18 protein-coding genes are annotated in these 23,900 nt (G+C 65.5%); 5 read left to right on the forward strand and 13 right to left on the reverse strand.

Annotated features, from left to right (window positions below; translation table 11 throughout):
- Positions 1-21 precede the first annotated feature (21 nt).
- Complete coding sequence (locus K4043_RS01890) at positions 22-2,136, reverse strand: alpha-glucuronidase family glycosyl hydrolase (RefSeq protein WP_265307976.1); 2,115 nt, start codon at positions 2,134-2,136, stop codon at positions 22-24.
- Positions 2,137-2,247: 111 nt separating this feature from the next.
- Between K4043_RS01890 and K4043_RS01895 the strand changes: the two genes are divergently transcribed.
- Positions 2,248-3,303, forward strand: coding sequence for a LacI family DNA-binding transcriptional regulator (locus K4043_RS01895; RefSeq protein WP_265307977.1), 1,056 nt, complete (start codon positions 2,248-2,250; stop codon positions 3,301-3,303).
- An 89-nt stretch (positions 3,304-3,392) separates the two neighbouring features.
- Here K4043_RS01895 and xylA read toward each other — a convergent pair whose 3' ends face one another.
- The 6 genes from xylA to K4043_RS01925 all read right to left on the reverse strand — a co-directional run bounded on the left by xylA (position 3,393) and on the right by K4043_RS01925 (position 12,848).
- Positions 3,393-4,727, reverse strand: a complete 1,335-nt coding sequence (xylA, locus tag K4043_RS01900) for a xylose isomerase (protein WP_123729293.1) — start codon at positions 4,725-4,727, stop codon at positions 3,393-3,395.
- 42 nt (positions 4,728-4,769) lie between these two features.
- Positions 4,770-6,263 carry a xylulokinase gene (gene xylB / locus K4043_RS01905; RefSeq protein WP_265307978.1) on the reverse strand — a complete coding sequence of 498 codons (1,494 nt, stop codon included), beginning with the start codon at positions 6,261-6,263 and terminating at the stop codon, positions 4,770-4,772.
- Between the two features lie 63 nt (positions 6,264-6,326).
- Positions 6,327-7,856: a tryptophan halogenase family protein gene (locus tag K4043_RS01910; RefSeq protein ID WP_265307979.1), complete on the reverse strand. Its 1,530-nt coding sequence runs from the start codon at positions 7,854-7,856 to the stop codon at positions 6,327-6,329.
- Between the two features lie 13 nt (positions 7,857-7,869).
- Positions 7,870-8,889 (reverse strand): cupin-like domain-containing protein, encoded by a 1,020-nt coding sequence (locus K4043_RS01915; protein ID WP_265307980.1) that lies wholly within the window; start codon positions 8,887-8,889, stop codon positions 7,870-7,872.
- Positions 8,890-8,892: 3 nt separating this feature from the next.
- Entirely contained in the window at positions 8,893-9,651 is a 759-nt protein-coding gene (locus tag K4043_RS01920; protein ID WP_265307981.1) for a SapC family protein, read from the reverse strand.
- A 65-nt stretch (positions 9,652-9,716) separates the two neighbouring features.
- Positions 9,717-12,848 carry a TonB-dependent receptor gene (locus K4043_RS01925; RefSeq protein ID WP_265307982.1) on the reverse strand — a complete coding sequence of 1,044 codons (3,132 nt, stop codon included), beginning with the start codon at positions 12,846-12,848 and terminating at the stop codon, positions 9,717-9,719.
- 300 nt (positions 12,849-13,148) lie between these two features.
- Between K4043_RS01925 and K4043_RS01930 the strand changes: the two genes are divergently transcribed.
- The gene (locus tag K4043_RS01930) at positions 13,149-14,291 is read left to right on the forward strand and encodes a LacI family DNA-binding transcriptional regulator (protein WP_265307983.1); all 1,143 of its coding nucleotides are present in this window, start codon (positions 13,149-13,151) and stop codon (positions 14,289-14,291) included.
- Here K4043_RS01930 and K4043_RS01935 read toward each other — a convergent pair.
- The 3 genes from K4043_RS01935 to K4043_RS01945 form a co-directional block, all read right to left on the reverse strand.
- The gene (locus K4043_RS01935; protein WP_265307984.1) at positions 14,221-14,736 is read right to left on the reverse strand and encodes a DUF6622 family protein; all 516 of its coding nucleotides are present in this window, start codon (positions 14,734-14,736) and stop codon (positions 14,221-14,223) included. The genes K4043_RS01930 and K4043_RS01935 overlap by 71 nt on opposite strands.
- Positions 14,737-14,863: 127 nt before the next feature.
- Entirely contained in the window at positions 14,864-16,246 is a 1,383-nt protein-coding gene (locus tag K4043_RS01940) for an aldehyde dehydrogenase family protein (RefSeq protein WP_265307985.1), read from the reverse strand.
- A 34-nt stretch (positions 16,247-16,280) separates the two neighbouring features.
- Positions 16,281-17,936 (reverse strand): acetolactate synthase large subunit, encoded by a 1,656-nt coding sequence (locus K4043_RS01945; RefSeq protein WP_265307986.1) that lies wholly within the window; start codon positions 17,934-17,936, stop codon positions 16,281-16,283.
- 113 nt (positions 17,937-18,049) lie between these two features.
- Here K4043_RS01945 and K4043_RS01950 point away from each other — a divergent pair, with 113 nt between their 5' ends.
- On the forward strand, positions 18,050-19,237 hold the full coding sequence (locus tag K4043_RS01950; RefSeq protein WP_265307987.1) for a hypothetical protein: 1,188 nt from the start codon (positions 18,050-18,052) through the stop codon (positions 19,235-19,237).
- Between the two features lie 7 nt (positions 19,238-19,244).
- Here K4043_RS01950 and K4043_RS01955 read toward each other — a convergent pair whose 3' ends face one another.
- Entirely contained in the window at positions 19,245-20,165 is a 921-nt protein-coding gene (locus K4043_RS01955) for a LysR family transcriptional regulator (protein WP_265307988.1), read from the reverse strand.
- A gap of 151 nt (positions 20,166-20,316) precedes the next feature.
- Here K4043_RS01955 and K4043_RS01960 point away from each other — a divergent pair, with 151 nt between their 5' ends.
- Both K4043_RS01960 and K4043_RS01965 read left to right on the forward strand, forming a co-directional pair.
- A complete protein-coding gene (locus K4043_RS01960) occupies positions 20,317-21,207 on the forward strand; it encodes a pirin family protein (RefSeq protein ID WP_265307989.1) in 891 nt (296 codons plus the stop codon).
- Between the two features lie 32 nt (positions 21,208-21,239).
- Complete coding sequence (locus K4043_RS01965) at positions 21,240-22,304, forward strand: alkene reductase (RefSeq protein WP_265307990.1); 1,065 nt, start codon at positions 21,240-21,242, stop codon at positions 22,302-22,304.
- A 1-nt stretch (position 22,305) separates the two neighbouring features.
- Here the strand turns inward: K4043_RS01965 and K4043_RS01970 are convergent, their stop codons facing one another.
- Together K4043_RS01970 and K4043_RS01975 are read right to left on the reverse strand one after the other, a co-directional pair.
- A complete protein-coding gene (locus K4043_RS01970) occupies positions 22,306-22,845 on the reverse strand; it encodes a demethoxyubiquinone hydroxylase family protein (protein WP_123729304.1) in 540 nt (179 codons plus the stop codon).
- Positions 22,846-22,940: 95 nt separating this feature from the next.
- Entirely contained in the window at positions 22,941-23,873 is a 933-nt protein-coding gene (locus tag K4043_RS01975; RefSeq protein WP_265307991.1) for a hypothetical protein, read from the reverse strand.
- Between the last annotated feature and the right edge of the window lie 27 nt (positions 23,874-23,900).

A 23,900-nucleotide genomic window follows, 5' to 3' on the forward strand; every position in this document is an offset into this window, starting at 1 on the left:
AGTCACTCCAGCGTGGTTGACTCATCGTCCATCTCCCGGTGCGGAAGGAAACTGCAGGGCCTCATACCAGGCCAGCGGGTGCGGCGGTGCGGTTTCGCCGTCAGGCAACGGCCTGCCGCTCACCGACTGGAAGTACGCCACGCTGGCATCGCGCCACCACTGCGCTTCGCGGCGCTGGAGGCTGAGAAAGGCGGCGACCTGCGCATGTCGTTGCGCATCCACCCTGCCCTGCAGGCCGGCCCAGGTCGCCTGCATGCCCTGCACCTGGCGTATGCCCTGCGTGTAGTGCCCGACCAGTTCATCCCACAACGGCCGTCCGGAGGCCATGCGGTGATCCCACGGCACATGGTGGAACCACAGCAGCAGCGGCTCCGGCACGCGCGCCAGATCCCCATACTCCGCGGCTACCTCCGGTGCGTACTGGCCCACCGCATTGCTGCCACCAGCGGTCCTATCGAAGCCGATGCCATCACGATCGGCGCGGTGGTAATAGACCGACGTCCAGTCCGCGCGGGGACCGCCGTCCACCCAGGGGCCCGGCCCGTAGTGGTGCCCGCGCGCCATCAGGTGGTGCAGACCCAGTGGCGTCATGTAGTTCACCGCCGCCTCGCGCGAGTCCATCATCATCTCGACGATGGGCTGTACCACCTCGGGATCCGGCGCGAACGTCATGGCGGCCCACTCCGCTGCGATGTCACGGCTTGGGTGCTGCGGATTCCACGCGAGCCGACCAAAGGCGTACCAGTTGGCCTGATCGAAGTGCGAGCCCGTCCAGGTCCGGTCATTGCCGATGTTGGCCACGCCGGCGATGCCGGTCAGGACCTGCGCCACGGTCGTCCCCTCACCGCGGGCGCGGGTGTCGGCTTGCAGCACCTCCTCGTACAAAGGCCCCAGATACACCAGGTGCGTGGCGAAGCCGAGATACTCCTTGGTGATCTGGACCTCCATCATCAGCGGCGTGCGTGGCATGGCGCCGAACAACGGATGGAACGGCTCCCGCGGCTGGAAATCGATGGGCCCGTTCTTCACCTGCACGATCACGTTGGGGAGGAATGCACCGTCCAGGCCAACAAACTCGGTGTACGCCTGCGTGGCGCGGTCCGCCGGCACGTCGTGCGCGTAGACGAAGGCCCGCCACATCACGACGCCGCCGTGCGGTGCCAGCGCGGCGGCCAGCAGGTTGGCACCGTCCGCATGCGAACGACCATAGTCCTGCGGGCCGGGTTGCCCTTCCGAGTTGGCCTTCACCAGAAAGCCGCCGAAATCCGGAATGCGCGTGTAGATTTCGTCGGCCTTGTCGCGCCACCAACGCTGCACGGCCGGGTCGAGCGGATCGGCGGTGGTCAGCCCACCCAGCTCGATCGGTGCGCTGAAGCGCGCGCTCAGGTACACGCGGATGCCGTAGGGCCGGAAGATGTCGGCCAGCGCCGCTGCTTTGGCGAGATAGCCCGGCGCCAGGCTCTGCGCGCTGGCATTCACATTGTTCAGCACCGTGCCGTTGATGCCCAGCGAGGCGTTTGCGCGCGCGTAGTCCGTGTAACGAGGATCGCGCCATTCCGGCAGGGTCTGCCAGTCCCACAGCGAGCGACCCGCATAGCCGCGTTCTACATACCCGTCCAGGTTGTCCCAGTGGTTGAGTAGGCGCAGACGGAGCCGTGGCGATTCGCGCACATCAAGCGCATCCAATGAGGCGCCGGTCTGCAGCAGTCGCAGCAGATGGAACACGCCGTACAGCACGCCGATATCGTGGGGTGCGGCCACCAGCAGCACATCGTGCCCGTCGATCTGCGCATGCCTGAGCAGGTAGCCCTCGTCACCCAGCGCGTCCATCTCCGTGCGCAGCGACGCGATCACTACCGACGACTGCGGCGTACCCAGCACCACGGTCGGGGTAGTGATCGCCACTGTGTTCATCCGGGGCGCGCGACCCAGCAGGCCGCTGAGGCCGCGCAGCAGCTCCTCGCGTGCGGCACGCTGCGTCGGCGTCTGATCAGGGGCCACGACCTCCCCTAGCTGCGTGCGGTAGTCCGCCGCGAGTGCAGGTGCCAGCGGGGCATAGCGCATCCAGAGGCCGTAGCCGTCCTCCGCGCGAACGTTGGCCGTGAACGCCAGCAATACCGCGGCAGCAACCAGCATCCAGTGACACCGCTCGACATTCCAACGGTGCAGTGGCGTCGCCCCTAAACCTTGTAAGCTCAGGCCGTGCCCGCCTCGCGGCAGCGTGACGAAGAACAAAGGCAAGACGGATTGGACAAGCCGAAGAAATCGGTCCGCCGCAAAACCAGTGGCGTGACGATCGACGAGGTGGCGGCGCTGGCCGGGGTATCGCCGATGACGGTGTCGCGCGCGATCAACCACGGAAAAGTGCGGGATGTCACGCGCGACCGCGTCCTGCGCGCGGTGCGCGAACTGGGCTATACGCCCAACCTGGCCGCCAGTTCGCTGGCCGCCGCGCAACACACCCGCATCGCGCTGATCTACACCAATCCCAGCGGTGCCTACCTGCGCGAGCTGCTGGTCGGCCTGCTGCGGGTTGCCGCCAACGCCGCCATCCAGCTGGTGATCCACTACTGGGACAACTTCGATCCCGACGCCGAACGCAAGGCCGCGCGTGCCTTGGCCGGCCGGGTGGACGGGGTCATTCTGCCGCCCCCGCTGTGCGAATCGCAGGTCGCCGTGAACGAGCTGGTCATGGCCGGCATCCCGGTGGTGGCCATCGCATCGGGGCACCTGAGGGACGATATCTCCTGCGTCCGCATCGACGACTTCCACGCGGGCAAGGAGATGGCTGAACATCTGATCCAGCATGGTCACCGCCGGATCGGCTTCATCCGCGGCCGCAACGACCTCAGCGCGAGTGGGCGACGCTACGATGGGTTTGTCAGCGCCCTGCATGACGCCGGGCTGGAGGTCGACCCCGACCTGGTCCAGCCGGGCGATTACACCTACCGCTCGGGTCTTGCCGCGGCCGAGACGCTGCTGTCCCATCGCCGGCCGCCGACCGCGATCTTCGCCAGCAACGACGACATGGGCGCTGCGGCGATCTCCGTCGCGCACCGGCGCGGCCTGGAGGTGCCCCGCGACCTGTCGGTGGTGGGCTTCGATGACACCTCGGCCGCCACGACCGTCTGGCCGGAGCTCACGACCCTTCATCAGCCCATCGCCTCGATGGCCGATGCCGCCATCGATATCCTGCTGCGCACCATCCGCCGCAGGTCCGACGAGGCGCGCGTGCTGACGGACCATGTCGTGCCCCACCGGCTGGTGATGCGCGATTCGGTCGCTCGCCCCTCCAAGCGTTGAACGCGCGAGGCCCACGCTTGCCGCCATCAGACACCGCGCTCGGAACGTGATGGGGTGGTGGGTCATGGCGCTCTTCCTAGCCGCGGCGCTCAGCGCAGCAGGTACTGGTTGATCAGGTTCTCGTAGCGCTCCTGCCTGCCGCTGATCTGGCGAGGCTCGCCGCCCTTGGCACCCAGAGCGGCCAGATCCGTGAGGCTGAGCGCGCCGCGGGCAAACTCCTTGCCGGCACCGCTGTCGAAGCTGGCATAGCGCTCGGCGCGCCACTGCTCCCAGGGCGAGTCGTTGAGCAGCCCATGGGCGACTTCCAGCCCCCGGGCGAAGGCATCCATGCCACCGATATGGGCAATGAACAGGTCGTCCAGATCAGTCGACTCACGCCGCACCTTGGCATCGAAGTTCAAGCCGCCTTCCAGGCCCCCTTGGCGCAAGACCACCAGCATCGCGCCCACCGCGTCATACAGATCGGTCGGGAACTGGTCGGTATCCCAGCCGTTCTGTGCGTTGCCGCGGTTGGCGTCGATGCTGCCCAGCAGGCCATGGTCCGAGGCCACCTGCAGATCGTGTTCGAAGGTGTGGCCGGAAAGCGTTGCGTGGTTGGCCTCGATGTTGAGCTTGAAGTCCTTGTCCAGACCATGCTCCTTCAGGAAGCCGGTCACCGTCGCGCTGTCGAAATCGTACTGGTGCTTCATCGGCTCCATCGGCTTGGGCTCGATCAGGAAATTGCCCTTCAGGCCGATGCTGCGGCCGTAGTCGCGCGCCATCGTCAGGAACCGCGCGAAATGGTCGACTTCGCGCTTCATCTGGGTGTTCACCAGCGAGGCATAGCCTTCCCGGCCGCCCCAGAACACGTAATGTTCGCCGCCCAGTTCAACGGTCGCCTCGAGCGCCGCCTTCACCTGTACCGCGGCACGCGCGACGACCGCGAAATCGGGATTGGTCGATGCACCGTTCATGTAACGCGGATGCGAGAACAGATTGGCCGTGCCCCACAGCAGCTTCATGCCGGTCGCTTCCTGGCGCGCCTTGGCCAGGCCTACCATGTGTTTCAGGTTCTTCTCGTACTGGCCCACATCCTCGGCGTCCGGGGCCAGGTCGATATCGTGGAAGCACCAGTACGGCACGCCCAGTTTGGTGAAGAACTCAAACGCGGCATCCACCTTCGCCTCGGCCGATGCCAGCGGCGCGCCGACCTCCCAGGGGAAATGGCGCGTGCCCGGACCGAACGGATCATGTCCGGCGTTGCAGAAGGTGTGCCAGTAGCAGACCGCGAAGCGCAGATGCTCCTCCATGGTCTTGCCACCGATGATCTTGCCCGCGTCGTAGACCTTGAAGGCGAGCGGGTTGTCCGAGCCCCGGCCTTCGAAGGGGATCCGGCCGATGCCGGGGAAGTATTCCTTGGCGCCGATGAAGGGCTGCATGCTCATGGTGCGGTGTCCTGTCGTTGTGCGAGGGGTGGCGTAGAAGAATCAGCCGCGATACAGCGGCGTGAGGGCGTCGAGATGGCGCAGAAAACGGGCGTACGCCATGGCGTAGGCCTGGGTGCGTGCCGGATCCGGGCGCGCGGAAAGCTGGGGGGCGAGCGCGACATGCCGGTCAGCGATGTCGGTGATCGAGGCGGTATCGCCGCGTGCACGGCCCACGGCCCACAACGCCTGCAACGCGGCACCGAACGCCGCGCCCTCGGCTTGCATGGGGACGTCCACTGGCAGGCCGAACACATCGGCGACCAGTTGCCGCCACTGCGCGCTGTTGCTGCCACCGCCGGTGAGCACGATGCGCTCGAACGTCATGCCGGCGCGAACGAACGCGTCAAAGCCGTACTTCAGGCTGTAGGTCGCCCCTTCCATGGCGGCACGGTAGATATGCGCCGGCGTCATGTTGGTCGTGTCCAGACCGGCCAGCACACCCTTGCCCAGCGGCAGGTCCGGCGTGCGCTCACCATTGAGGAACGGCAGCATCACCAGTCCGTCGGCCCCGGGCGGCGTGGCCCGCAGGTGGGCATCGCCGTCGCGGGTGCTGAAGCCGAATGCCGCGGCGACCTGCTCGGTTGCTACGGTGCAGTTCATCGTGCAGATCAGCGGCAGCCAGCCGCCGGTCGAGGAGCAGAATGCGGCCCAGGCGCCGTCCGGATCGACCACCGGCGTATCGGCGTAGGCAAACAGGGTGCCCGAGGTGCCCAGGCTCATCGCCAGGCGACCGGGCTCGACGCAGCCGGTGCCGATGGCCGCCATCATGTTGTCGCCGCCCCCGACCGCGACCTTGACGGCGCTGGGCAGCCCCAGTTCGGCCGCGGCGGCAGGGTCGATGTCGTACACCTCATCGGGTGCGGCAATGCGCGGCAGGCAGGCGGTCAGGGCGCGCGCCGGATCGGTGGCGCGCAGCAGCTCGGTCGACCAGGTGCGGGTGCGTACATCCAGCCAGCCGGTGCCCGAAGCATCCCCGTACTCGCAGAAGCGCTGGCCGGTCAGTACGAAGTTGAGGTAATCGTGCGGCAGCAGGATGGTGGCCAGCCGCGCGTAGGCGTCGGGGCGGTGCGTTTTCGTCCAGGGCAGCTTGGAGGCCGTGTAACCGGTCAGGACAGGGTTGCCGGCCAGTGCGATGGTGCGCGCCACGCCGCCCGCCGCCTCCATGATCTGCGTGCACTCGGCGGAGGTGCTGGTGTCGCACCATAGTTTGGCCGGCGCGAGGACCTCCCCTGCCGCATCCAGCGGGACGAAGCCGTGTTGCTGGCCCGAGACGGCCAACGCAGTGATCTGCGATCGCACCGATGGATCAATGGCATGGAAGCACGCGTGCAGTGCCGCGACCCAGTCCGCCGGCTGCTGTTCGCGGCTGCCATCGGCGGCGGAGGTCAGGCTCAGCGGCGCGCTGGTGCTGGCCACCAGGCCGCGCCGGGCAGGGTCGTACACCACGACCTTGAGGCTCTGCGTACCTGCATCGATTCCGGCCACCAGATCCATGTCCTGCACTCCGTTTGTTAAAAAGGTAGCGCTACCATTTCTGTGCGACAGCGTGGTGTTCCGTTACGCCACAACCGGGCCCCGTGACCACACCTGCTGCGCCGCCTTGCAGTACTGTTCGATGAACGCGGCCTGCGACGGCATCGTCGCGACCGCCTGCTCGATCGGCTGCCGGAGCCGCGTCAGCAGCGTGCGCAGGTCCGCGTCGTTGATGGCAGCGGCCAGGGGATGCGGCGCTCCCGGCTGGATGCCCTGCCCCATCAACACGCTGGTCCACGAGTCCACGCGGAACAGCTCACCCGGGTCCTGCCAGGCGTGTGCACGTTCGCGCCATGCGCTCAGCCGGACCGCGAGAGACTCGGGCAGCGCCATTTCGCGACACGCCTTCCACATCGGCTCGTCGCGTTGGTTGGCGTGGTAGTGCAGGATGATGAAATCGCGCACATGTTCCATCTCCTGGCGGCTGACCTCGTTGTACAGGTCCACCAGCGTCGGGCTGATGCCGTCGGACGGGAACAGCTGGATCAGGCGCACCACCGCGCTGATGGTCAAGTGGATGCTGGTCGATTCCAACGGCTCGATGAAACCACTGGCAAGCCCGAGTGCCACCACGTTCTTGTTCCAGGCCTTCAACCGGCGTCCACTGCGGAACGGCACCAGCCAGGGGTCCCGCAGGGGCGGGCCGTCAACATCGCGCAGCAGCTTGGCCTGTGCCTCGTCATCGGACATGTGGCGGCTGGAGAAGACAAGCCCGCAGCCGACCCGATGCTGGAGCGCGATATGCCAGCGCCAGCCGGCTTCGTGCGCGATCGCCCGGGTGTACGGAACCGGCGGCCCGACCGATTCGGTCTGCACCGCAACGGCGCGATCACTGGGCAGCCATTCATTCCAGTCTTCGTAGCCGGTATGCAGGGTCTGCTCGGTCAACAGACCGCGGAACCCGGTGCAGTCGATGAACAGATCGCCTTCGATGACCTGTCCGTCTTCCAGCACCAGCGCCGCCACGGCGCCGTCATGGGCATGTTGCCGGACCTCGCGGATCTTGCCTTCCACCCTGCGCAGCCCGTGGGCTTCGGCCTTGCGCCGCAGGAATTTCGCATAGAGCCCGGCGTCGAAGTGATACGCGTAATTGACCTGTGGCTGGGTCTGCAGCGAGAACCGGTCTGCACGCGAGGCGACGCTTTCCAGGCAGAAGTCGCCCAGGTCCGAGGGCATGCCACGGCGCAGGCTGTCCAGCCAGAAATGATGGAAGGGCGTGGCCCAGGTCCCCTGCCCGATCGTACCGAACGGATGGATGAAGCGATCCCCGGGGCGACGCCAGTTCTCGAACGAGATCGACAGCTTGAACGTTCCGGCCACAGCCTGCAGGAATTCCTGCTCATCGATCTGCAGGAAGCGATGGAACGCCCGGATCGGCGGCACGGTGGATTCGCCGACACCCACGGTCCCGATCTGCTCGGACTCCACCAGGGTGATGTCCAGCTGGTCGCGGAACTGATGGGACAGCGCACAGCCGGCCAGCCAGCCTGCGGTGCCGCCTCCGGCGATGACGACCTTGCGGATGCGTCCTTGCGATGCGTTCGCCACGTTCAATGCGATGCTCCCATCAGCGGTTGAGTCGAGCCAGCAACTGCGCGCGCGTGCGGCGCGCCTGCGTCTCGTCGAACGGTGCCAGTTCACCCCGGGCAGCGTCGGGCAGGTGCTGCCCTGCGCGCTCGCCCGGGCCGAACACGTAGTAATCGAAGATCGCTGCCCACGCCTGTTTCTCGCGTACCGGCAGATCGCGCAGCGCCCACATCGCATGCTGGAGCGCCGGCAGCGGTGAGGGAAGGAAACTTGGCGAGCTGCGCCACCAGTAGTTCACCAGCACGTTGAACGGCTCGAGGCTGCGTACGTGATGCCACCACATGCTCGGAATGAAGATCGCATCACCGGGCTCAAGCACGGCGGTCCGGGCGCTGGCGAGGGCATCACGGAACCGGGGATGGCGCGTGAAATCCGGACGATCGACATCCACCACGCTGACCACCTGTCCCCCCGGCGTGGGGTCCAGCGGGCCCGGGTACAGATTGTCGATCTGCTCCGGCGGAAACAGGGTGAACCGGCGCCGGCCGACGGCGCAGCACGCCAGGTTGTCGGGCGTGTCGAAATGGCAGGATGCGGTCACGCGGTTGCCGATCCAGATGCTCGCCGAGGCGTCGATGCCCTGCCCGGCCAGGCCGGCATCGTTGTACTGCGCGAACCCGGGCAGTGCCCGATCGATCAGCAGCGAGGCGACATAGTAGGTAGGCGGCCGTGGCGCATCGAGGGTCGCGGCAATCTCGTCCAGCACCTGCGTCAGCAGGCCGCGCCGGACCTCGACATTCAACTGCGTGAAATCCGCGGTGTAGAACGGACGTCCGTCGATCTCCGGCCCGCCGAAGGAGTACGGCACCGGCACGCCGGCCTCGAAGCCGCGCAGGTAGGCCATCGCCTGCTGCGTGGAGTGCAGCCCGGCCTGTACCAGCGCCCAGTCGCGGGCGATCCCGCGCAGCACCACCGGTTCCCCGGCGGCCACCAGCGCCTCCAGCGGAAGCGCGCCGGGCTCCAGGTCTTCCAGTGTCTGCATGGCAACGGCGTCGAGCACCGGTCAGTTCCTGCCCGCGGCGGCAGCACTATCGGACATGCGCAGGCGGCGCTGCTTTTCGGCGATCAGGCGTCGCATGTTGTGCAGCGATGACAGGATCAGGTAAGTGCCTTCCAGATAGCCGGCGCGGTTGAGTTCGGCCAGCGCGGGACCGTCCAGCAGGGCCAGGCGGTCACGGTCGATCGCGTGCAGGCCGTTGACACCGATCCGGTGCTGCGGATCGAGCTGCACGTCGAGCGTGATCGGTTGAATCAGCCCGTGTGCATCGAGCGTGGCAAACATCTGCGCACCAAAGGCATGGCCATCGTGAATGCCACGCAGCACGCCTGCGATGTGGTCCAGATAGGGCGTGTTGCCCCCCTGCGGCAGGAACACCGGCTCACCCTGCATCGCGTTGACGCGCGGATGGTCCAGGTCTACGTGCAGCACGGCTTCCTGGGTAAGCTCGCCGTCGATCCGGTTCTCCTGGAAACCGATGAGGAACGGCCCCTTGGCCGCAGCCCCGGGCAGATAGGACGCATTCCAGCGCCCGTCCTGCAGGAAAAGATTCTCGTGCTGCTCGAACCCCAGCAGGGCCACCGACTGCCAGTCACCGGTCGTGGTGTCCTTGCGGAGGAAGAGCGGATATTCGCGCTGCAGCTCGGCGAACTCACTCGGGTAGGCCGGCACCATGCCCACCGCATCGCCGAATTCAGGTCCGAAACCGGTGGTCACTCGGAGGTCGCGATGGGCGATGTTGTTGAGCATTTCGTAACGCGGCATGGTGTTGTCCAATCCCATCAGGAGCCGTGAACAGGTGCCGCTGCCTCTGCAGCGGCACCCACCGTTCAGAACCTGTAACGAACGCCGAGCATGTAACGTGGGCTCTGGTCCGCCAGCTTCACGATCATCTGCGAGGTGCGCGAGCGCCAACGGACGTCCTCACCGGTCAGGTTGATCGCCTCAAGACCGAACGACCAGTGATCATCCAGGGTGTAGTTCACACTGAGATCCCACTGTTCGTACGCTTCCACGTAGTACGGATTGCGACTGGTTCCCTGGTTGGCGAGGATCAGGTACTGGTCACGCCAGTTCCACGCCAAACGTACCGACCAACCATATTTTTCGTACATTAGCACGGCGTTTGCGGTGTCACTGAGGCCGGTCAGCGCGAACTGGTCGATGAGCGGATCGCCCCCGTTGTTGTAGCCGACATCGCCATCCACCAGGGTGTAGTTGGCGAGGACGCCGAAGCCGGTATCGCCGAAGAAGTACTGGCCACCGAGCTCCCAACCGTGCAGTTTTGCCTGGTTCTGGTTGATGGGACGGTTGACGCTGAACTGGTAGAGCGGATCATCGCCCTCCCCGTACAGGTCATAGGCCGCCTCGGTCGCCAGAACCTGCGCGTCGGTGCCGTTATAGGCGCCCAGTCCGGCCGGATTGTTGCGCAGCAACGCCAGCGCGGTGAACAGGGCCGTATCGTTGGCCGAGCAGGCCGCCGCATTGGCCGCACCGACCTGGGTGATACAGGCGCCGCTGTTGAGGAACGCCAATGCGGCCTGCGCATCCGGACCGGCGGTGGGATCCCTCAGCCCATACAGATTCTCCTGCACGATGGTGTTGCCGATGAAGTTGTTGACGGACTTGTTCCAGTACGTCAACGACACGTAGCTGGCGTCGGCGAAGTACCACTCCAGTGCCAGGTCGAGATTGTCCGACTCCAGCGGCTTCAGCTGCGGGTTCTGTGCGGTCCCGCTGGCCCGCGAAGACGGATCGATCAGCACCGAGCCAAACGGTTGCTGTGCGGTCGGGCCTGCGTAGAGGTTGCCGATCGGCGCGCGCGCGATGCTCTTGCCGAACGAGACGCGGGCCTTCAGATCGTCCATGAGGTCGATGCTGAAGTCGAGGTTGGGCAGGATGTAGCTGTAGCTGTTCTTTTCGGTGAACGGCTGTTGCTCATCGGACAACACCACGCGGAAGTCGTTGTTGGACTGCCATTCGATGGCCTCCGGGATGGCGATGACGGACGTTGACACCACATCGGTGGTTTCGTAGCGCACGCCCAGGCGGGTATTGGTGCGCAGGCCGCCCAGCTCGCCGTCCAGCTCGACCTGGAAATAAGCCGACTTGGTCTTCTCCTCCACCAGGTTGTCGGCGGCGCGCTGCGGGCTCACGCCGAGACTGGCGCCATAGTTGTCCGCCGCCCATTGCGCCAGGCGGCCCGCATCGCCGCGCCAGGCGGTGAAGCTGTTGACATTGAAGTCGTTGAACAACCCGACAATGTTGACCGGCTGCAACAGGTCCATCAGCCCGTTGGCCACATCCCCGTCAACGTTGGCCACGCCCCAGTCGCCCAGGGTGTTGTAATTCTCCGCGGCCTGGATCCGGTGGGTGGTCTGCTTGCTGGAGTCGACGCCAAACTGGAAGCGCCCCCGGTCGAAGCTCCATTCACCGTCGACGCGTCCCTGCTTGATCTCGCTGACCTGGGTCTGCGAATTGATGCGCAGCACCTGCGAACCAATCTCGCCCGGCACGAAGCCGGGGTTGACCACGCCGTTGGTTTTGGCGATGGCATCGGCCGTGCTCGGGTACCAGACCTGGGTGCCCACGGGCAAGCCGTTGTTGAAGTTCATTTCCTGCACCCAAGATCCACCGCAGTGCGGCCCGCTGGTGCAGTTGTTGGTGCCGGCGATGCTGCTGAAGATGGAGCCGCCCCCGGTGAGCGGATCGTTCGGCCGACTTTCGTTCTTTGAATTGTGCGCGTCGAAGGTCAGCTTGAACCGGTCGGTGACGTTCCACAGTGCATTGAAGCCGAGCGATCCCAGCTTGTACTTCTGCATGCTGCGCTGCTGTTCAAGCCCGAAATCCTTGATCCCGGCGATTTCACGGATATAGACCGGGGTTGCGACCGCACCGCTGGTGTCGAACGTGACATCGGTGTAGTTGCTGTTCTGCAGCCACATGCCCTGTTCGCCACGATTCTCGGTGATCTCATTCGTCGAATAGGTGTAGTCCAAGGTCAGGGTCACCGCATCGGTCGGTGCGAACTGCAGCACCGCCTGGCCATTGATGCGCTCACGTTCGAACTCGGAGAACGCATAGCGGAGGTCGTTCGGACGCCCGTACAGCGCGCCCACCGCCGGTGCATTGACCACGGTCGGGTTGCCGGGCATCGTGCCGGTCCACGGCTGGATGTTCCAGTAGTTGTTGGTAGCCTGCACCGAGCCACCCTTGCGCTTCTGGTAGCTCGCACTCACGCCAACGCCGAAGGTCTTGTCCGGGTTGCTGTAGCTGAAGATGCCGGACAATTCGGGCGTCAGGTCGCTGTCGAACGGCTGGCTCTGGTCGGAGACGACCTTGGCACCGGCACTGGCGACGGTGCCGTCATGATCGAACGGGCGTCCGGTCAGGATGTTGATGGTGGCGCCGATACCGCCGCTGGGGACATTGGCCTGGCTGGTCTTGTACACCTCGATGCCATTGATGGATTCGGCGGCCAGCTGGGCGAAGTTGAAGGCACGGGTACCTCCGTCCACACCGCCGATGGCGACCTGCCCGGACGCGCCGAACGCATCCGCGCCCGGCATCTGCCGCCCGTTGAGCGTGACCATGTTGAACTGTGGACCAAAGCCACGCGCAGTGACCTGTGCACCTTCACCATCACGGCGTTCGATGGAGATACCGGTGATGCGCTGCAGCGACTCGGCCAGGTTGGTGTCCGGGAACTTGCCGATGTCCTCGGCACTGATGGCATCCACCACGCCGGCCGAGTCGCGCTTGATGTCCATCGCCTGGCTGAGGCTGTTGCGGATGCCGGTGACCTGCACGGTGTCCAGCTGTGTCGGGCTGGGCTGGCCCTGCGACTGGGCCACCGGTGCGGGCGTTGGCGTGTCCTGGGCAAATGCGGGATTGATGACCAGGACGCCACCGACAAACGTAAACATGGCCCTGGAGGTGAACTTCGCCAGCGTGCGGCTCATGAACGAGCCCCCCGGCCTTGGGTACGACGGAACGTAGAAGCGCTCATGACTCTCCCCTCTGACATAACGATCGAATGGATGTACCGCCCCTCCTGGGGGCACGTACGGGCGATGCCCGTCTTCCACACCGAACATCGCAGCGCGCTTTGTGCGCGTGCTGCGACTCACACTCGCTTTCAGGCTTGCCAGAACAGCCGCGTGGTAAAGGGGGGGGTACCCGCTGGCCTTACCCCGGCACAGTGGTAGCGCTACCATCACGTCACGGGCGCAGACTAATCACCCGCGGTCGCGCTTGTCATCATGCAGCGCAGCAAAGGAGTCCACGTCGTGAAGCACAGCCCCAAAGCGGCCCGCCGCAAGGCAAGCGCCCTCACCATCGATGATGTTGCCGCGCATGCAGGCGTCTCGGCCATGACGGTGTCGCGTGTGATCAACGGCCATGCCGGCGTGCGCGAAGGCAACCGCGCGCGCGTCATGCGCAGCGTGCGCGAACTGGACTACCGGCCCAATCTGGCGGCCAGCACGCTGGCGGCAGCGCAACACACCTGCATCGCGTTGATCTACACCAACCCCAGCGCCAGCTACCTGCGCGAACTGCTGGTCGGCGCGCTGCGCGGCTCCACCCGGGCCGCGGCGCAGCTGGTGATCGCTACCTGGGATGAGCTGGGCGCCCAGGCGCGTCGCGACGCCGCGCGGCAACTTGCCAGCAGCGTGGCGGGCGTGATTCTTCCTCCGCCCCTGTGCGAATCGAACGACCTCGTCGACGAATTCGTGACCGCGGGTATTCCCGTCGTCTCCATCGCCTCCAGCCATTTCAGCGACAGGCTGTCCTGCGTGCGCATCGATGATCGTCGCGCCAGCCACGAGATGGTGTCGCATCTGATCGCGCACGGGCATACCCGCATCGGCTACATCACCGGCGATCCGAACCAGACGGCCAGTGCGCACCGCTGGCAGGGCTACCGCGATGCGCTCGCCGATGCAGGGATCGGCTACGACGACGCACTCATCCAGCCCGGTTACTTCACGTATCGCTCGGGGCTGGAGGCGGCCGAACGGCTGTTGGCCCTTCATCTGCCGCCCAGCGCGATCTTTGCCAGCAACGATGACATGGCGTCGGCCGTGGTTTCCGTCGCGCATCGTCGCGGCCTCGATGTGCCGCGTGATCTGTCGGTGGTGGGCTTCGATGACACCTCCGCCTCCACGATGGTGTGGCCGGAACTGACCACGATCCATCAGCCCGTGGCGGAGATGGCCGACACCGCCATCGACATCCTCCTGCGGGAGATCCGACGCCCCGCCTCCTCGGTGCAGGGCACCATCAATCAGGTCCTTGCGCACCAGCTGGTCACGCGGGCGTCCGTCGCCCGTCCTACACGGTCGGGATCACGGCAGCTGGCACCTGGCGCGAGGCACGCAGGTATCGCAGGTACTTCCCGATGAAGATGCCGGTGAACCCACCTGACAGCAGCAGGTAAGCGGCACGGAAACCAGCATCGACGTTGAGCGATGGGGACACGGACAGCGCGACCTCGAAGCCGTACTTCACCGCAAAGGTGACCAGCAGCAACGGCAGCAGGCTGTAATCCGCACTGCGCCACAGCGTCCCCGACGCCGCATTGAGCGTCAGCGTTGCCCGCCGCAGCAGCAACCACCCCAGACCCATGCCCACCGCGATGCCCACCAGCCACTCGCCCCAGGCCTCCCAGGACGCGCCGAAGCGATGGGCCAGCGACCAGAGGCCCCACGCGGTGAACAGCGCCGGCACGATGGCCAGTTTGGCAAGCGAGGTTTCACCGGGCTTCATGGCCGCGACGCCACGGGTGACCAGGAAGATCAGGATCGCCCAGACCCACACGGGGGTATTCGACACGAGTTGCTGCAGCATGCTCACAGGACGTCCTTGATGTAGAGGGGTGCCGGCCATGGAGTGCCGTGCGGGAGTGGCAACATTCTCGCGTTGCACCCACCCATCACAAGTGACAGCTGTCAGGCATCTGGGAGTACAGGGCGGCTCAGCCCCGCCGCATCAGGATCATCTTCTCCTGCGACATGTCCCGCATCGTGTACGGAATGCCCCCGGTGCCGTAGCCAGACTCGCGGCGGCCGGCGAACGGCATCCAGTCGGTGCGGAACGCGGTGGGGTCGTTGATCATCACGGCCGAGGCATCCAGCCGGTTGGCGGCGCGCAGGGCGATGTCGATATCCTGCGCGAACACGCTGGCCTGGAATGCGGTAGGCAGGGAGTTGGCGCGCGCGATCGCCTCGTCGAGGTCGGTGTAGCGATAGACGGCCACCACCGGGCCGAAGACTTCCTGCGTGGTCACCCGCGCGTCGCTGGCCGGATCGAGCAGCACGGTGGGCTGCAGTGTGGTCTCGGAAAGTCGCTTGCCGCCCGTGGCGAGCTGCGCGCCGCCGCGCACGGCCTCCTCGATCCATTCGGCGACGCGGTCCGCCTCGCGCGGCTGGATCAGCGGGCCCACCTCGGTGTCCTTCAGGGTCGGGTCGCCGGTTCGCAGCCGTTCGACGCGCGCGATGAGGGCCTCGGTGAAGTCGTCGGCAATGTCGTGGTGGACGAAGATGCGCTGCGTGGACACGCATACCTGGCCGGCGTGGTAGTAGCCGCCCTTGACGATCGGCTCGATGATTCTGCCCAGGTCCGCACTGCGGTCGACGATGGCCGGTGCCACCCCGCCGTGTTCGAGCGCCGAGCGTGCGCCGTGTGCCAGCTTGGCGTGCAGCGACCACCCTACCCTCGCCGAGCCGATGAAGCTGAGGAAGGCAATGCGCTTGTCGGTGGCCAACGCTTCGGCCAGGTCATTGCCCTCCGGCAGGAAACTCTGGCACCACGCCTCGGGCAGTCCGGCCTCATGCACCATCGCCACGAATTCGAGGCAGGACAGTGGCGTCGCGGACGCGGGCTTGATGATGACCGGGCAACCCACTGCGATGGCCGGGGCCAACTGGTGGACGATCAGATTCAGTGGGTGATTGAACGCCGAGATCGCCGCAACGACGCCGATGGGTTCGCGCGTGGTGAAGGCCCAGCGCGCTTCCGACGCGGCCGACAGCCCCATCGGGATTTCGCGGCCGGCGAAGTTGCGCAGTTCGTCGGCGGCGTTGTGGACGCCATCGATGGCGCGCGTGGTTTCAACGATGGCATCCGGCAACGGCTTGCCACCCTCGCGTGCAATCTGCAGGGCCAGATGGTCGCGCTTGGCGTCCATCAAGGCGGCAAGTCTGCGCAGGATGGCAATGCGCTGGTGCGGATGGAGCCAGCCGTCGCGGTTCTTGAAGACCCGCTCGGCGGCGTCGAGCTTGCGCTCCAGCGCTGTGGCAGTGTCGAACCCGATCTCGGCGATGGGCGCGCGGTCAAAGGCCTGTACGACGGTCAACATCTTGAGCTCCTCTCGGAAGGATCAGCAGTGGCGATCATGCGCAGCCCACATCCGGCGTGCGGTTGCGCAGCTCATCCACCAGCACGCGGGTGTTTTCGGCATAGTCGATCGGCACATCCAGAACGTGGACGCCGCCGCCAGCGAAGGCGGCTTCGATCATGGGCACCAGGTCGCTTACCGCGGTCACCCGGCTCCCTTTTGCGCCATAGGCCTCGGCATACTTCACGAAATCCGGATTGCCAAAGCGCATCCCGAAATCCTCGAAGCCATCCACCGCCTGCTTCCAGCGGATCATGCCGTAGGCGCTGTCGTTGAGGATCACCACGACCAGGTTGAGTCCCAGCCGCACGGCGGTTTCCATCTCCTGCGAGTTCATCATGAAGCCGCCGTCACCGCACACGGCCATGACGCGGCGTTTCGGGTACAGCATCGCCGCCATCATGGCCGACGGCAGGCCGGCCCCCATCGTGGCGAGTGCGTTGTCGAGCAGCAGTGTATTGGCGACATGCGTGCGGTAGTTACGGGCGAACCAGATCTTGTACATGCCGTTGTCGAGACAGACGATGCCATCCTCCGGCATGGCCTCGCGCACGTCATGCACGACCCGTTGCGGCGTGATCGGGAAGCGGTCCTCCTCGGCGCGGTCGTTGAGACGGGCGAGGATCTTCTGGCGCAGCGCGACCATGCCTTCGTCCGCCGTCAGGCGGCCGTCCAGCCGCTCGGCCAGGGCATCCACCGAGGCGCCGATGTCGCCCAGCACTTCGATATCCGGATGGTAGACCTGCTCGACAGTGGCGGACTGGAAGCTGATATGGATGACCTTGGGCCCACCACTGCTCTTCATCAGGAAGGGCGGCTTTTCGACGGTGTCATGGCCGATGGCGATGATCAGGTCCGTGCGGGCGACGGCTTCGTGGACATAGTCGCCTTCGGAGAGCGCGGCCGTTCCCATGTACAGGTTGGAGCCGCCGGTGACGGCGCCCTTGCCCATCTGCGTGTTGAAAAACGGCAGGCGGGTCCGCGCGACGAACGCGGAAAGCGCTTCGGTGAGCCACGGGCGGCTTCCGGCCGCGCCGATCATCACCAGCGGTCGTTTGGCGGCCAGGATGGCTGCCTCTGCGCGGTCGAGCGCGGCAGACGGTGCGATCGGACGCTCCAGCGGATGGACTGGGATGACGGGGATATCCTCCACCTCCTCGCCGGCGACATCCTCTGGAAGCTCCAGATGCACTGGCCCGGGCCGCTCTTCCATGGCCACGCGGAAGGCATCGCGCACGGTGGCCGGAATCGCGGCCGGGCTGACGATCTGACGCGTCATTTTCGTGAGCGGCTTCATCGAGGCCACGATATCCACGATCTGGAACCGTGCCTGCTTGGCGCTCATCACCGGCTTCTGCCCTGTGATGAGAATCATCGGCCACGCGCCGAGGTGGGCATAGGCCGCGCCAGTGGAGAAATTCAGCGCGCCGGGGCCGAGCGTGGCCAGGCAGACGCCCGGCCTGCCCGTGAGCCGGCCATGGGTGGCGGCCATGAACGCGGCGGCCTGCTCGTGGCGGGTAAGCACCAGCTCGATGTGCGAGGTCCGCAGCGACTCCAGGAAGTCCAGGTTCTCCTCGCCCGGCACGCCAAAGATGCGGTCTACGCCTTCGTTCTCCAGCGCCTTGACCAGTAGATCCGAGCCCTTCTGCATAGCGTCGATCCTTTTGGTGAGGATGGATCACTATACCCGGGGGGATTTCAGGGTTTGGTGACAGCCAATTCCCCCTGTGAAATCATGCAACGTTGGCCGTGCGGCGAGCGTGTGTGTTCAAGCGATTCTTCAAGAAAAACAGTACGAAGGCGGCGGCGACCGCTGCGCTCGACGTGCGGAGTAAACGCCCTTCTGCGGGAGAGATCCGCGTGGAAGGCGTGACCGAAACGCTGTTCCTGTCTCCCTTGCCGGTGTACACCGGTCAGGTCCAGGGCTCCCGTCGACAGTTCTCGGACATCAATGAGGTGTTCCTGGATCTGGGCGGAAGCAACTGGGGAACGGTAGAGGGCGTCAAGATGCTGGCCCGTGGCATCGTCGGCCTGCTGGTGTTGGCGTTCATCGTGCCAGCGCTCATCATGCTCTACCTCGTGCTCGCCTACCCGGGGAACTTCCCGGCGCCGCTGGCGGAGTTGAAGATGTTCATCCAGGTCTTCTCCGCTGGCGCGCTGCTCGGCCTCCTTCCGTTGGGAGCATTCGCTTACGGAATGTTCGGCGACGAGTTCAAAGGCGCAAAGCCCTACCCGGTGCGCTTCAACCGCCAGCGTCGCGAGGTGTGCTACATCGACCGCAACAGCGGTCGCGCCCTGATCGTGCCCTGGGAGAGTGTCGTTGCCTGGGTGTCCAATGCACAGGGCGTCACCCCGTACGGCGCGACGCGCCAGTACACCTTCGGCATGGGCCTGGAGGATGAGGAGCGGGACACCGTGCAGTTTGTCCTGCTGCCACAGCCCAGTGATTCGCACTCGCTGGGCCTGTGGGCGTCGATCCGGAACTACATGGAGGACGGGCAGTTGTTCAACGCGCCCAATCCCTGGTTCCAAGCATTGGGCCTGGTCCCGACCGAGGATCGGCTGAAGCCCTATGAGGGCATGCACACGTTTGAGATCGAGCGCGAAGATGCGCGCGCGATGGGCTCCCTGGATGATGGCGGTGACGACCTGACGCCTGAGCAGCGGGCGCATTACGGCTACGACAAGCGCTCCTGGTGGCCGCTTCGTCGCTGGTATCTGTGGCGTGTGCTGACCTTCTGGAAGCTGCCCTATGTTCTTGCGGAATGGACCCATCGCAGGGGGCGGCCCGCGATGCCGGAGCAGGTGACGGCGTGGTCGCAGCCGTTACCCGAGACGCAATGGGCCAAGCCCAGCGCCACGCTGATGAAAGCCAATCAATTGGTGAGAACGCTGATGGACAAAAAGGGCGCGGCATTCGTTGACGCGTGCAAGGCGGCCGGGTTGCACTGAGCCGACGTCATGGTGGTGATTCGTCGTGGCGCTGCAATGCGGCGTTCAATCGCTCCGTGACCAGATCGATCACCGCAGCGGCGGCCAGAGGCAGGTGTCGGCGGCTTGGGTAGAGCACATGCATACCGCGGCCCGGACGCCGATACATGGGCAGGACTGGGAGCAGCGCACCCGTCGCCAGATCGTGGCGCGCGATCGCGCTGGGCAGCAGTGCAATTCCCAAGCCCGCCAGTGCAGCCCGGCGCAAGGCTTGAATGGTGTTGCCACTGAATCGCGTGGCGACCTCCACCCGCACATCCACGCCGTCTGGCCCCGCCAGCGACCAGCTGACGCTTCCGCCCTGCTGGGAAAAACAGACACCTTCGTGCTGGCCCAACTGCTGCAGGGTCTCGGGGGTGCCCCGTGCGGCCAGGTAGGCCGGGCTGGCGAACAGACCGCCGTATCCGGACGGCAGGATCTGCCGTCCCACATAGGCGGAGTCCTGCGGCTGTCCGCCACGGAAGGCCACGTCGATCCGGTCGCCAATGAGATCGGCCTTGGCATCGCTCAGAATGAAATCAAGCCGCAGTTTCGGATGCTGTTCGAGGAACTCGGCCACCCACTCCATCTCGAAGAAGTGGAAGAAATCCGCAGGGGCCGCGATGCGCACGAGCCCCGCGATCTCCTGACTTCCCATCGACAGATCCACGCCTGCGCTGCCCAGCGTGTCCACTGCCTCCACGCAGCGCGCATGGAACTGCTCCCCGGCGGCGGTGAGCACCAGCTTGCGGGTGGAGCGTTGCAGCAGGCGCGTGCCCAGCGCCTGTTCCAGGCCCTGGATACGCCGGCTCAGGGTGTTGGGCGCCATTCCCATCCTGCGCCCTGCCTCGGCGAAGCTTCCGCAGCGGACCACTTCCACGAAGAGCGCGATGTCGTTGAAATCAAACATGCGCCTTATTACCACCTCAAATGGACGACTGCAATCCCATTGCGTCGTCTAATCAAAGCATTCGACGGCGCCTATTGTTGGACGCTCGGCAACGGTGCGCACCTGCTAACGCAGGTACCGCTGCCCGCCCTGTCCCGCTCTGGAGTCACCGATGAACGCCCTTCGCCACCCCGCTCAGGTCCTGGCCTTCGCAGAACCCGCCCCCGAACCCCTGCGGGCGGGTGAGCCGCGCCCCATCGTGTTCCGTACGCGCGGTAGGACCCACGGCCCGATCACGCGGCTGTTCAGCCCTGGCGACCTCGGCCGCCTGCTCAAACCGTTCGTCTTCCTGGACCTGTTCCGCCTCGATGCGAGCGAGGATGCCCCAGCCTTCGGCATGCATCCGCATTCCGGCATTGCCACCCTGACCTATCTCATCAACGGCGAAATCGCGTACGAAGACTCGACCGGCCAACAGGGCGTACTGCCCGCCGGGGGTGTGGAGTGGATGCGGGCGGGCAACGGTGTCTGGCATACCGGCGCGGCCCTCGGTCACGCGAATGCACTCGGATTCCAGCTCTGGATCGCACTGCCTGCCGAAAGTGAAAACGCCCCGGCCCAGAGCCAGTACATCGCGCCGTCGCAGATCGACCTGAAAGGCCCGGCACGGGTGCTGCTGGGCCAGTTCGGTGCCGCGGACAGCGTGATCGAGCCGCCCTCGAACATGACCTACCTGGCCGTGACATTGAAGGCCGGTGAACGCTGGCGCTATTCCCCGCCGTCGGGCCATACCGTTGCGTGGCTGGCGTTGAGCACTGGGCAGCTGGCGGCACCCGAGCCGATCCACGCCGGCGAACTGGTGGTGTTCGAAGCGAGTGAACAGGCCATCGACGTCGACGCCATCCACGACACCACCTTCGTGCTGGGTTCTGCGGTCAGCCACCCACACGATCTGATCACCGGCACGTACTCCGTGCATACCAGTGCACAGGCCCTTGCCCAAGGCGAAGCGGAAATCCGTCGCATTGGCCGCGAGCTTCGGCGCGACGGCGACGTCGGCTGAACCTCTCTCCCCATCAACAACGAGATCACCCCATGCAACCGTCCAACCACCTGCTCTCCCCTGCCGTCATCGGCCATCTTGCCCTTCCCAACCGCATCGTCATGGCGCCGATGACGCGCAGCCGCGCCGGCGACGGTGATGTTCCTACGCCCCTGGTCGTCGAGTATTACCGCCAACGTGCCAGTGCCGGGCTGATCGTCACCGAGGGTTCGCAGGTCTCGCCACAGGGCAAGGGCTATCCCCGCACACCCGGTATCTTCTCTGCGGCCCAGATCGCGGGCTGGAAGGCCGTCACCGATGCCGTCCATGCGCAGGGTGGCCGGATGTTCCTGCAGTTGTGGCACGTCGGCCGGCTCTCGCATCCGCTGGTCCAGGCCAACGGCGAACGGCCGGTCGCACCGTCAGCGCTGGCGCCCGACGGGGAGCTCTACACGTCCGAAGGACTGAAGCCGTACGAGGCACCGCGCGCACTGGCCAGCGATGAAATTGCCGGGGTGGTCGATCAGTTCCGCGTGGGCGCCGAGAACGCCAGGCTGGCAGGATTCGATGGCGTTGAACTGCATGGCGCTAATGGTTACCTGATCGACCAGTTCCTTCGTGATGGCGCCAACCTCCGGACCGATGGCTACGGCGGTTCTGCAGAGAACCGTGTCCGCTTGCTGCGCGAGGTGGTGGAGGCCGTGATCCCGGTGTTCGGCGCGGATCGCGTTGGAGTACGGCTGTCCCCGGCGCTGAACGTCTTCTCGATGAGCGACAGCGATCCGCAGGCCACGTTTGGACATGCAGCCGACGTGCTGAGCCAGTACGGGCTTGCCTACCTGCATGTGATCCAGGCGGCGAGCGTCCCGTTCGATTTCGCCGAACTGAAACAGCGCTTTGGTGGCACCTACATCGCCAACGGCGGCTATACGGCCGATCGGGCTGAAGCGGCGCTGATCGCTGGGGAGGCAGACATGATCGCCTTCGGCACCCCCTTCATCGCCAATCCCGACCTGGTCGAGCGCATCCGCCACGGGAATCCGTGGACGGCGCCGGATCCGGCGACGTTCTACCAGGGCGAAGCGCGCGGCTACACCGACTACCCGGTGCGGGCCTGATTTACAACCGCATGCCCAGCCAGATGACGGCTTCCGTCGCGCCGGACACGACAGGGCCGAGCACCTTGGGCCAGAACGCGCCTGCCTGGCTATGCGCCAGGGCTTGATCGTGATGCTGTTGCTCGTCCGCAATGATGGATGAGATGGCCAGCACTGCGGCAGGGTCATGCCCTTCCAGCACCACAATCTGGTGCTGGAGGTGGCGCAGCACCACACGCTCTACGGCTGTCGTGGTTGCGGAAATAGCCCCTCGCCCCAGCAGGCCGGTCGCGACGCCGAGGACAAAACCACCCACGCCGCAGAGCCAGTAGCTTCGGCACCGAGGACGACCGCGTCGCTGCAGCTCCGCGCCGAAGACGGCGCGATGTCGTTCCTCGTGCGAACGGAACTCACGTAGCTCATCCACCAGTGCGGGTGCGGTCAGCCGGGCCAACAGAATCTGTCCGGTGTAAATCGCAATGGCACCATGCTCCCCAGCATGATTGACCTTGATGATGCGGTCGCCCAGATCAGGGCAGACAGAGTGTGCAACGACGTCCATGTGAGTCCTGACCATGTGATGTGGGGCCCTGGATGCTGACGATACCAGCGGCAGGCGGGTCGATGCAGCCGACAGCGTTCTTCCGGGAGGAGGTGCTATCGGGCAGGCGATTGCTCCGACGTTCCGGCGTCCAGCGCCTTGCGCTGTGCGTCGTTCCAGGCCTCTCCTTCGGCGCGCGCGCGGGCATCCAGCTCCCGGTTCTCCCGATCAATCGCCTGGTACTGCGCCCAGACCTCCGGCGTGATGGTTTCCAGCCGATTGTCTGCACGCAGCTGGATCGAGGGCGTGTGCCCCATGGAGACCCTGAAGTTATCAAACAGCCATTGCCTGCGCGCCTCCGGCGAGGCGTACAGCAGGTCAGGCTCTGCGTACTGCTGCATGGGCAGCGCCTGCTCTGCGAGGGACGTGTCCGAGGAAATCCGGGCAAGCCTGACAACAAGCCGCTCATGCTCCCGGTCTTTCTGATACAGCGCTGCGACGTCTCCCTCGATCCAGAGCACGTACCAGTAGCCTGCAATCGGATGGCGCTGGAAGGGGTGCTCCCGGATCAGGATCAGGTCGCCGGGTTCTTCGTAAAGCGTTTTCCATCCAGCGGGTGCCGGGCGGATGGAGCAGTCGACCGTACCGGTCATGAGTTCCTCCACCCTCGGCGTTCCGCCGCTGGTGGACAGGCGTGTTGTCCAGCAGCGCAGGCTGTCCCGGTTGTGTGACGCGAGCAGCACCGCGTGGTCGTCGAGGACGACCGCATCGGTATGGACGAAGCGATCGTCAGCGGCGCCAGGATCTTTAAGGAGTGCTGCGAAAGCCCTGTCGGAGAGCTTTCCGCCATCGACATACAGCTCGAACGTCGTGTAGTGCTGGTACTTGCTGACGTTGATATCCAGCCTGCTTTCGGTGACCGCCACGACTTTCAGCGTGTCCGACGAGAGCACCGTTTCACGCTTGGTTCGCGTGCAGCCACTGGCAAGCAAGGCCGCTGACAGCAGCAGCACGGTAGAACGCATTGCGGTGCTTGTTTTCACGTTCATCGTGATGCGGCCTGCCGTGCCTGTACG

The organism is Stenotrophomonas sp. SRS1, assembly GCF_026130205.1.
In the GTDB taxonomy this organism is placed as follows: Bacteria; Pseudomonadota; Gammaproteobacteria; order Xanthomonadales; family Xanthomonadaceae; genus Stenotrophomonas; species Stenotrophomonas rhizophila_B.

Bases quoted from the DNA above. Each gene is read 5' to 3' on its own strand.
- K4043_RS01955 (WP_265307988.1), bottom strand. From the start codon at position 20,165: ATGTTTGATTTCAACGACATCGCGCTCTTCGTGGAAGTGGTCCGCTGC.
- K4043_RS01935 (WP_265307984.1), bottom strand. From the start codon at position 14,736: ATGCTGCAGCAACTCGTGTCGAATACCCCCGTGTGGGTCTGGGCGATC.
- K4043_RS01925 (WP_265307982.1), bottom strand. From the start codon at position 12,848: ATGAGCCGCACGCTGGCGAAGTTCACCTCCAGGGCCATGTTTACGTTT.
- K4043_RS01920 (WP_265307981.1), bottom strand. From the start codon at position 9,651: ATGCCGCGTTACGAAATGCTCAACAACATCGCCCATCGCGACCTCCGA.
- K4043_RS01890 (WP_265307976.1), bottom strand. From the start codon at position 2,136: ATGCTGGTTGCTGCCGCGGTATTGCTGGCGTTCACGGCCAACGTTCGC.
- xylA (WP_123729293.1), bottom strand. From the start codon at position 4,727: ATGAGCATGCAGCCCTTCATCGGCGCCAAGGAATACTTCCCCGGCATC.
- K4043_RS01970 (WP_123729304.1), bottom strand. From the start codon at position 22,845: ATGGACGTCGTTGCACACTCTGTCTGCCCTGATCTGGGCGACCGCATC.
- K4043_RS01945 (WP_265307986.1), bottom strand. From the start codon at position 17,936: ATGCAGAAGGGCTCGGATCTACTGGTCAAGGCGCTGGAGAACGAAGGC.
- K4043_RS01960 (WP_265307989.1), top strand. From the start codon at position 20,317: ATGAACGCCCTTCGCCACCCCGCTCAGGTCCTGGCCTTCGCAGAACCC.
- K4043_RS01965 (WP_265307990.1), top strand. From the start codon at position 21,240: ATGCAACCGTCCAACCACCTGCTCTCCCCTGCCGTCATCGGCCATCTT.
- xylB (WP_265307978.1), bottom strand. From the start codon at position 6,263: ATGGATCTGGTGGCCGGAATCGATGCAGGTACGCAGAGCCTCAAGGTC.
- K4043_RS01940 (WP_265307985.1), bottom strand. From the start codon at position 16,246: ATGTTGACCGTCGTACAGGCCTTTGACCGCGCGCCCATCGCCGAGATC.
- K4043_RS01930 (WP_265307983.1), top strand. From the start codon at position 13,149: ATGCAGCGCAGCAAAGGAGTCCACGTCGTGAAGCACAGCCCCAAAGCG.
- K4043_RS01975 (WP_265307991.1), bottom strand. From the start codon at position 23,873: ATGAACGTGAAAACAAGCACCGCAATGCGTTCTACCGTGCTGCTGCTG.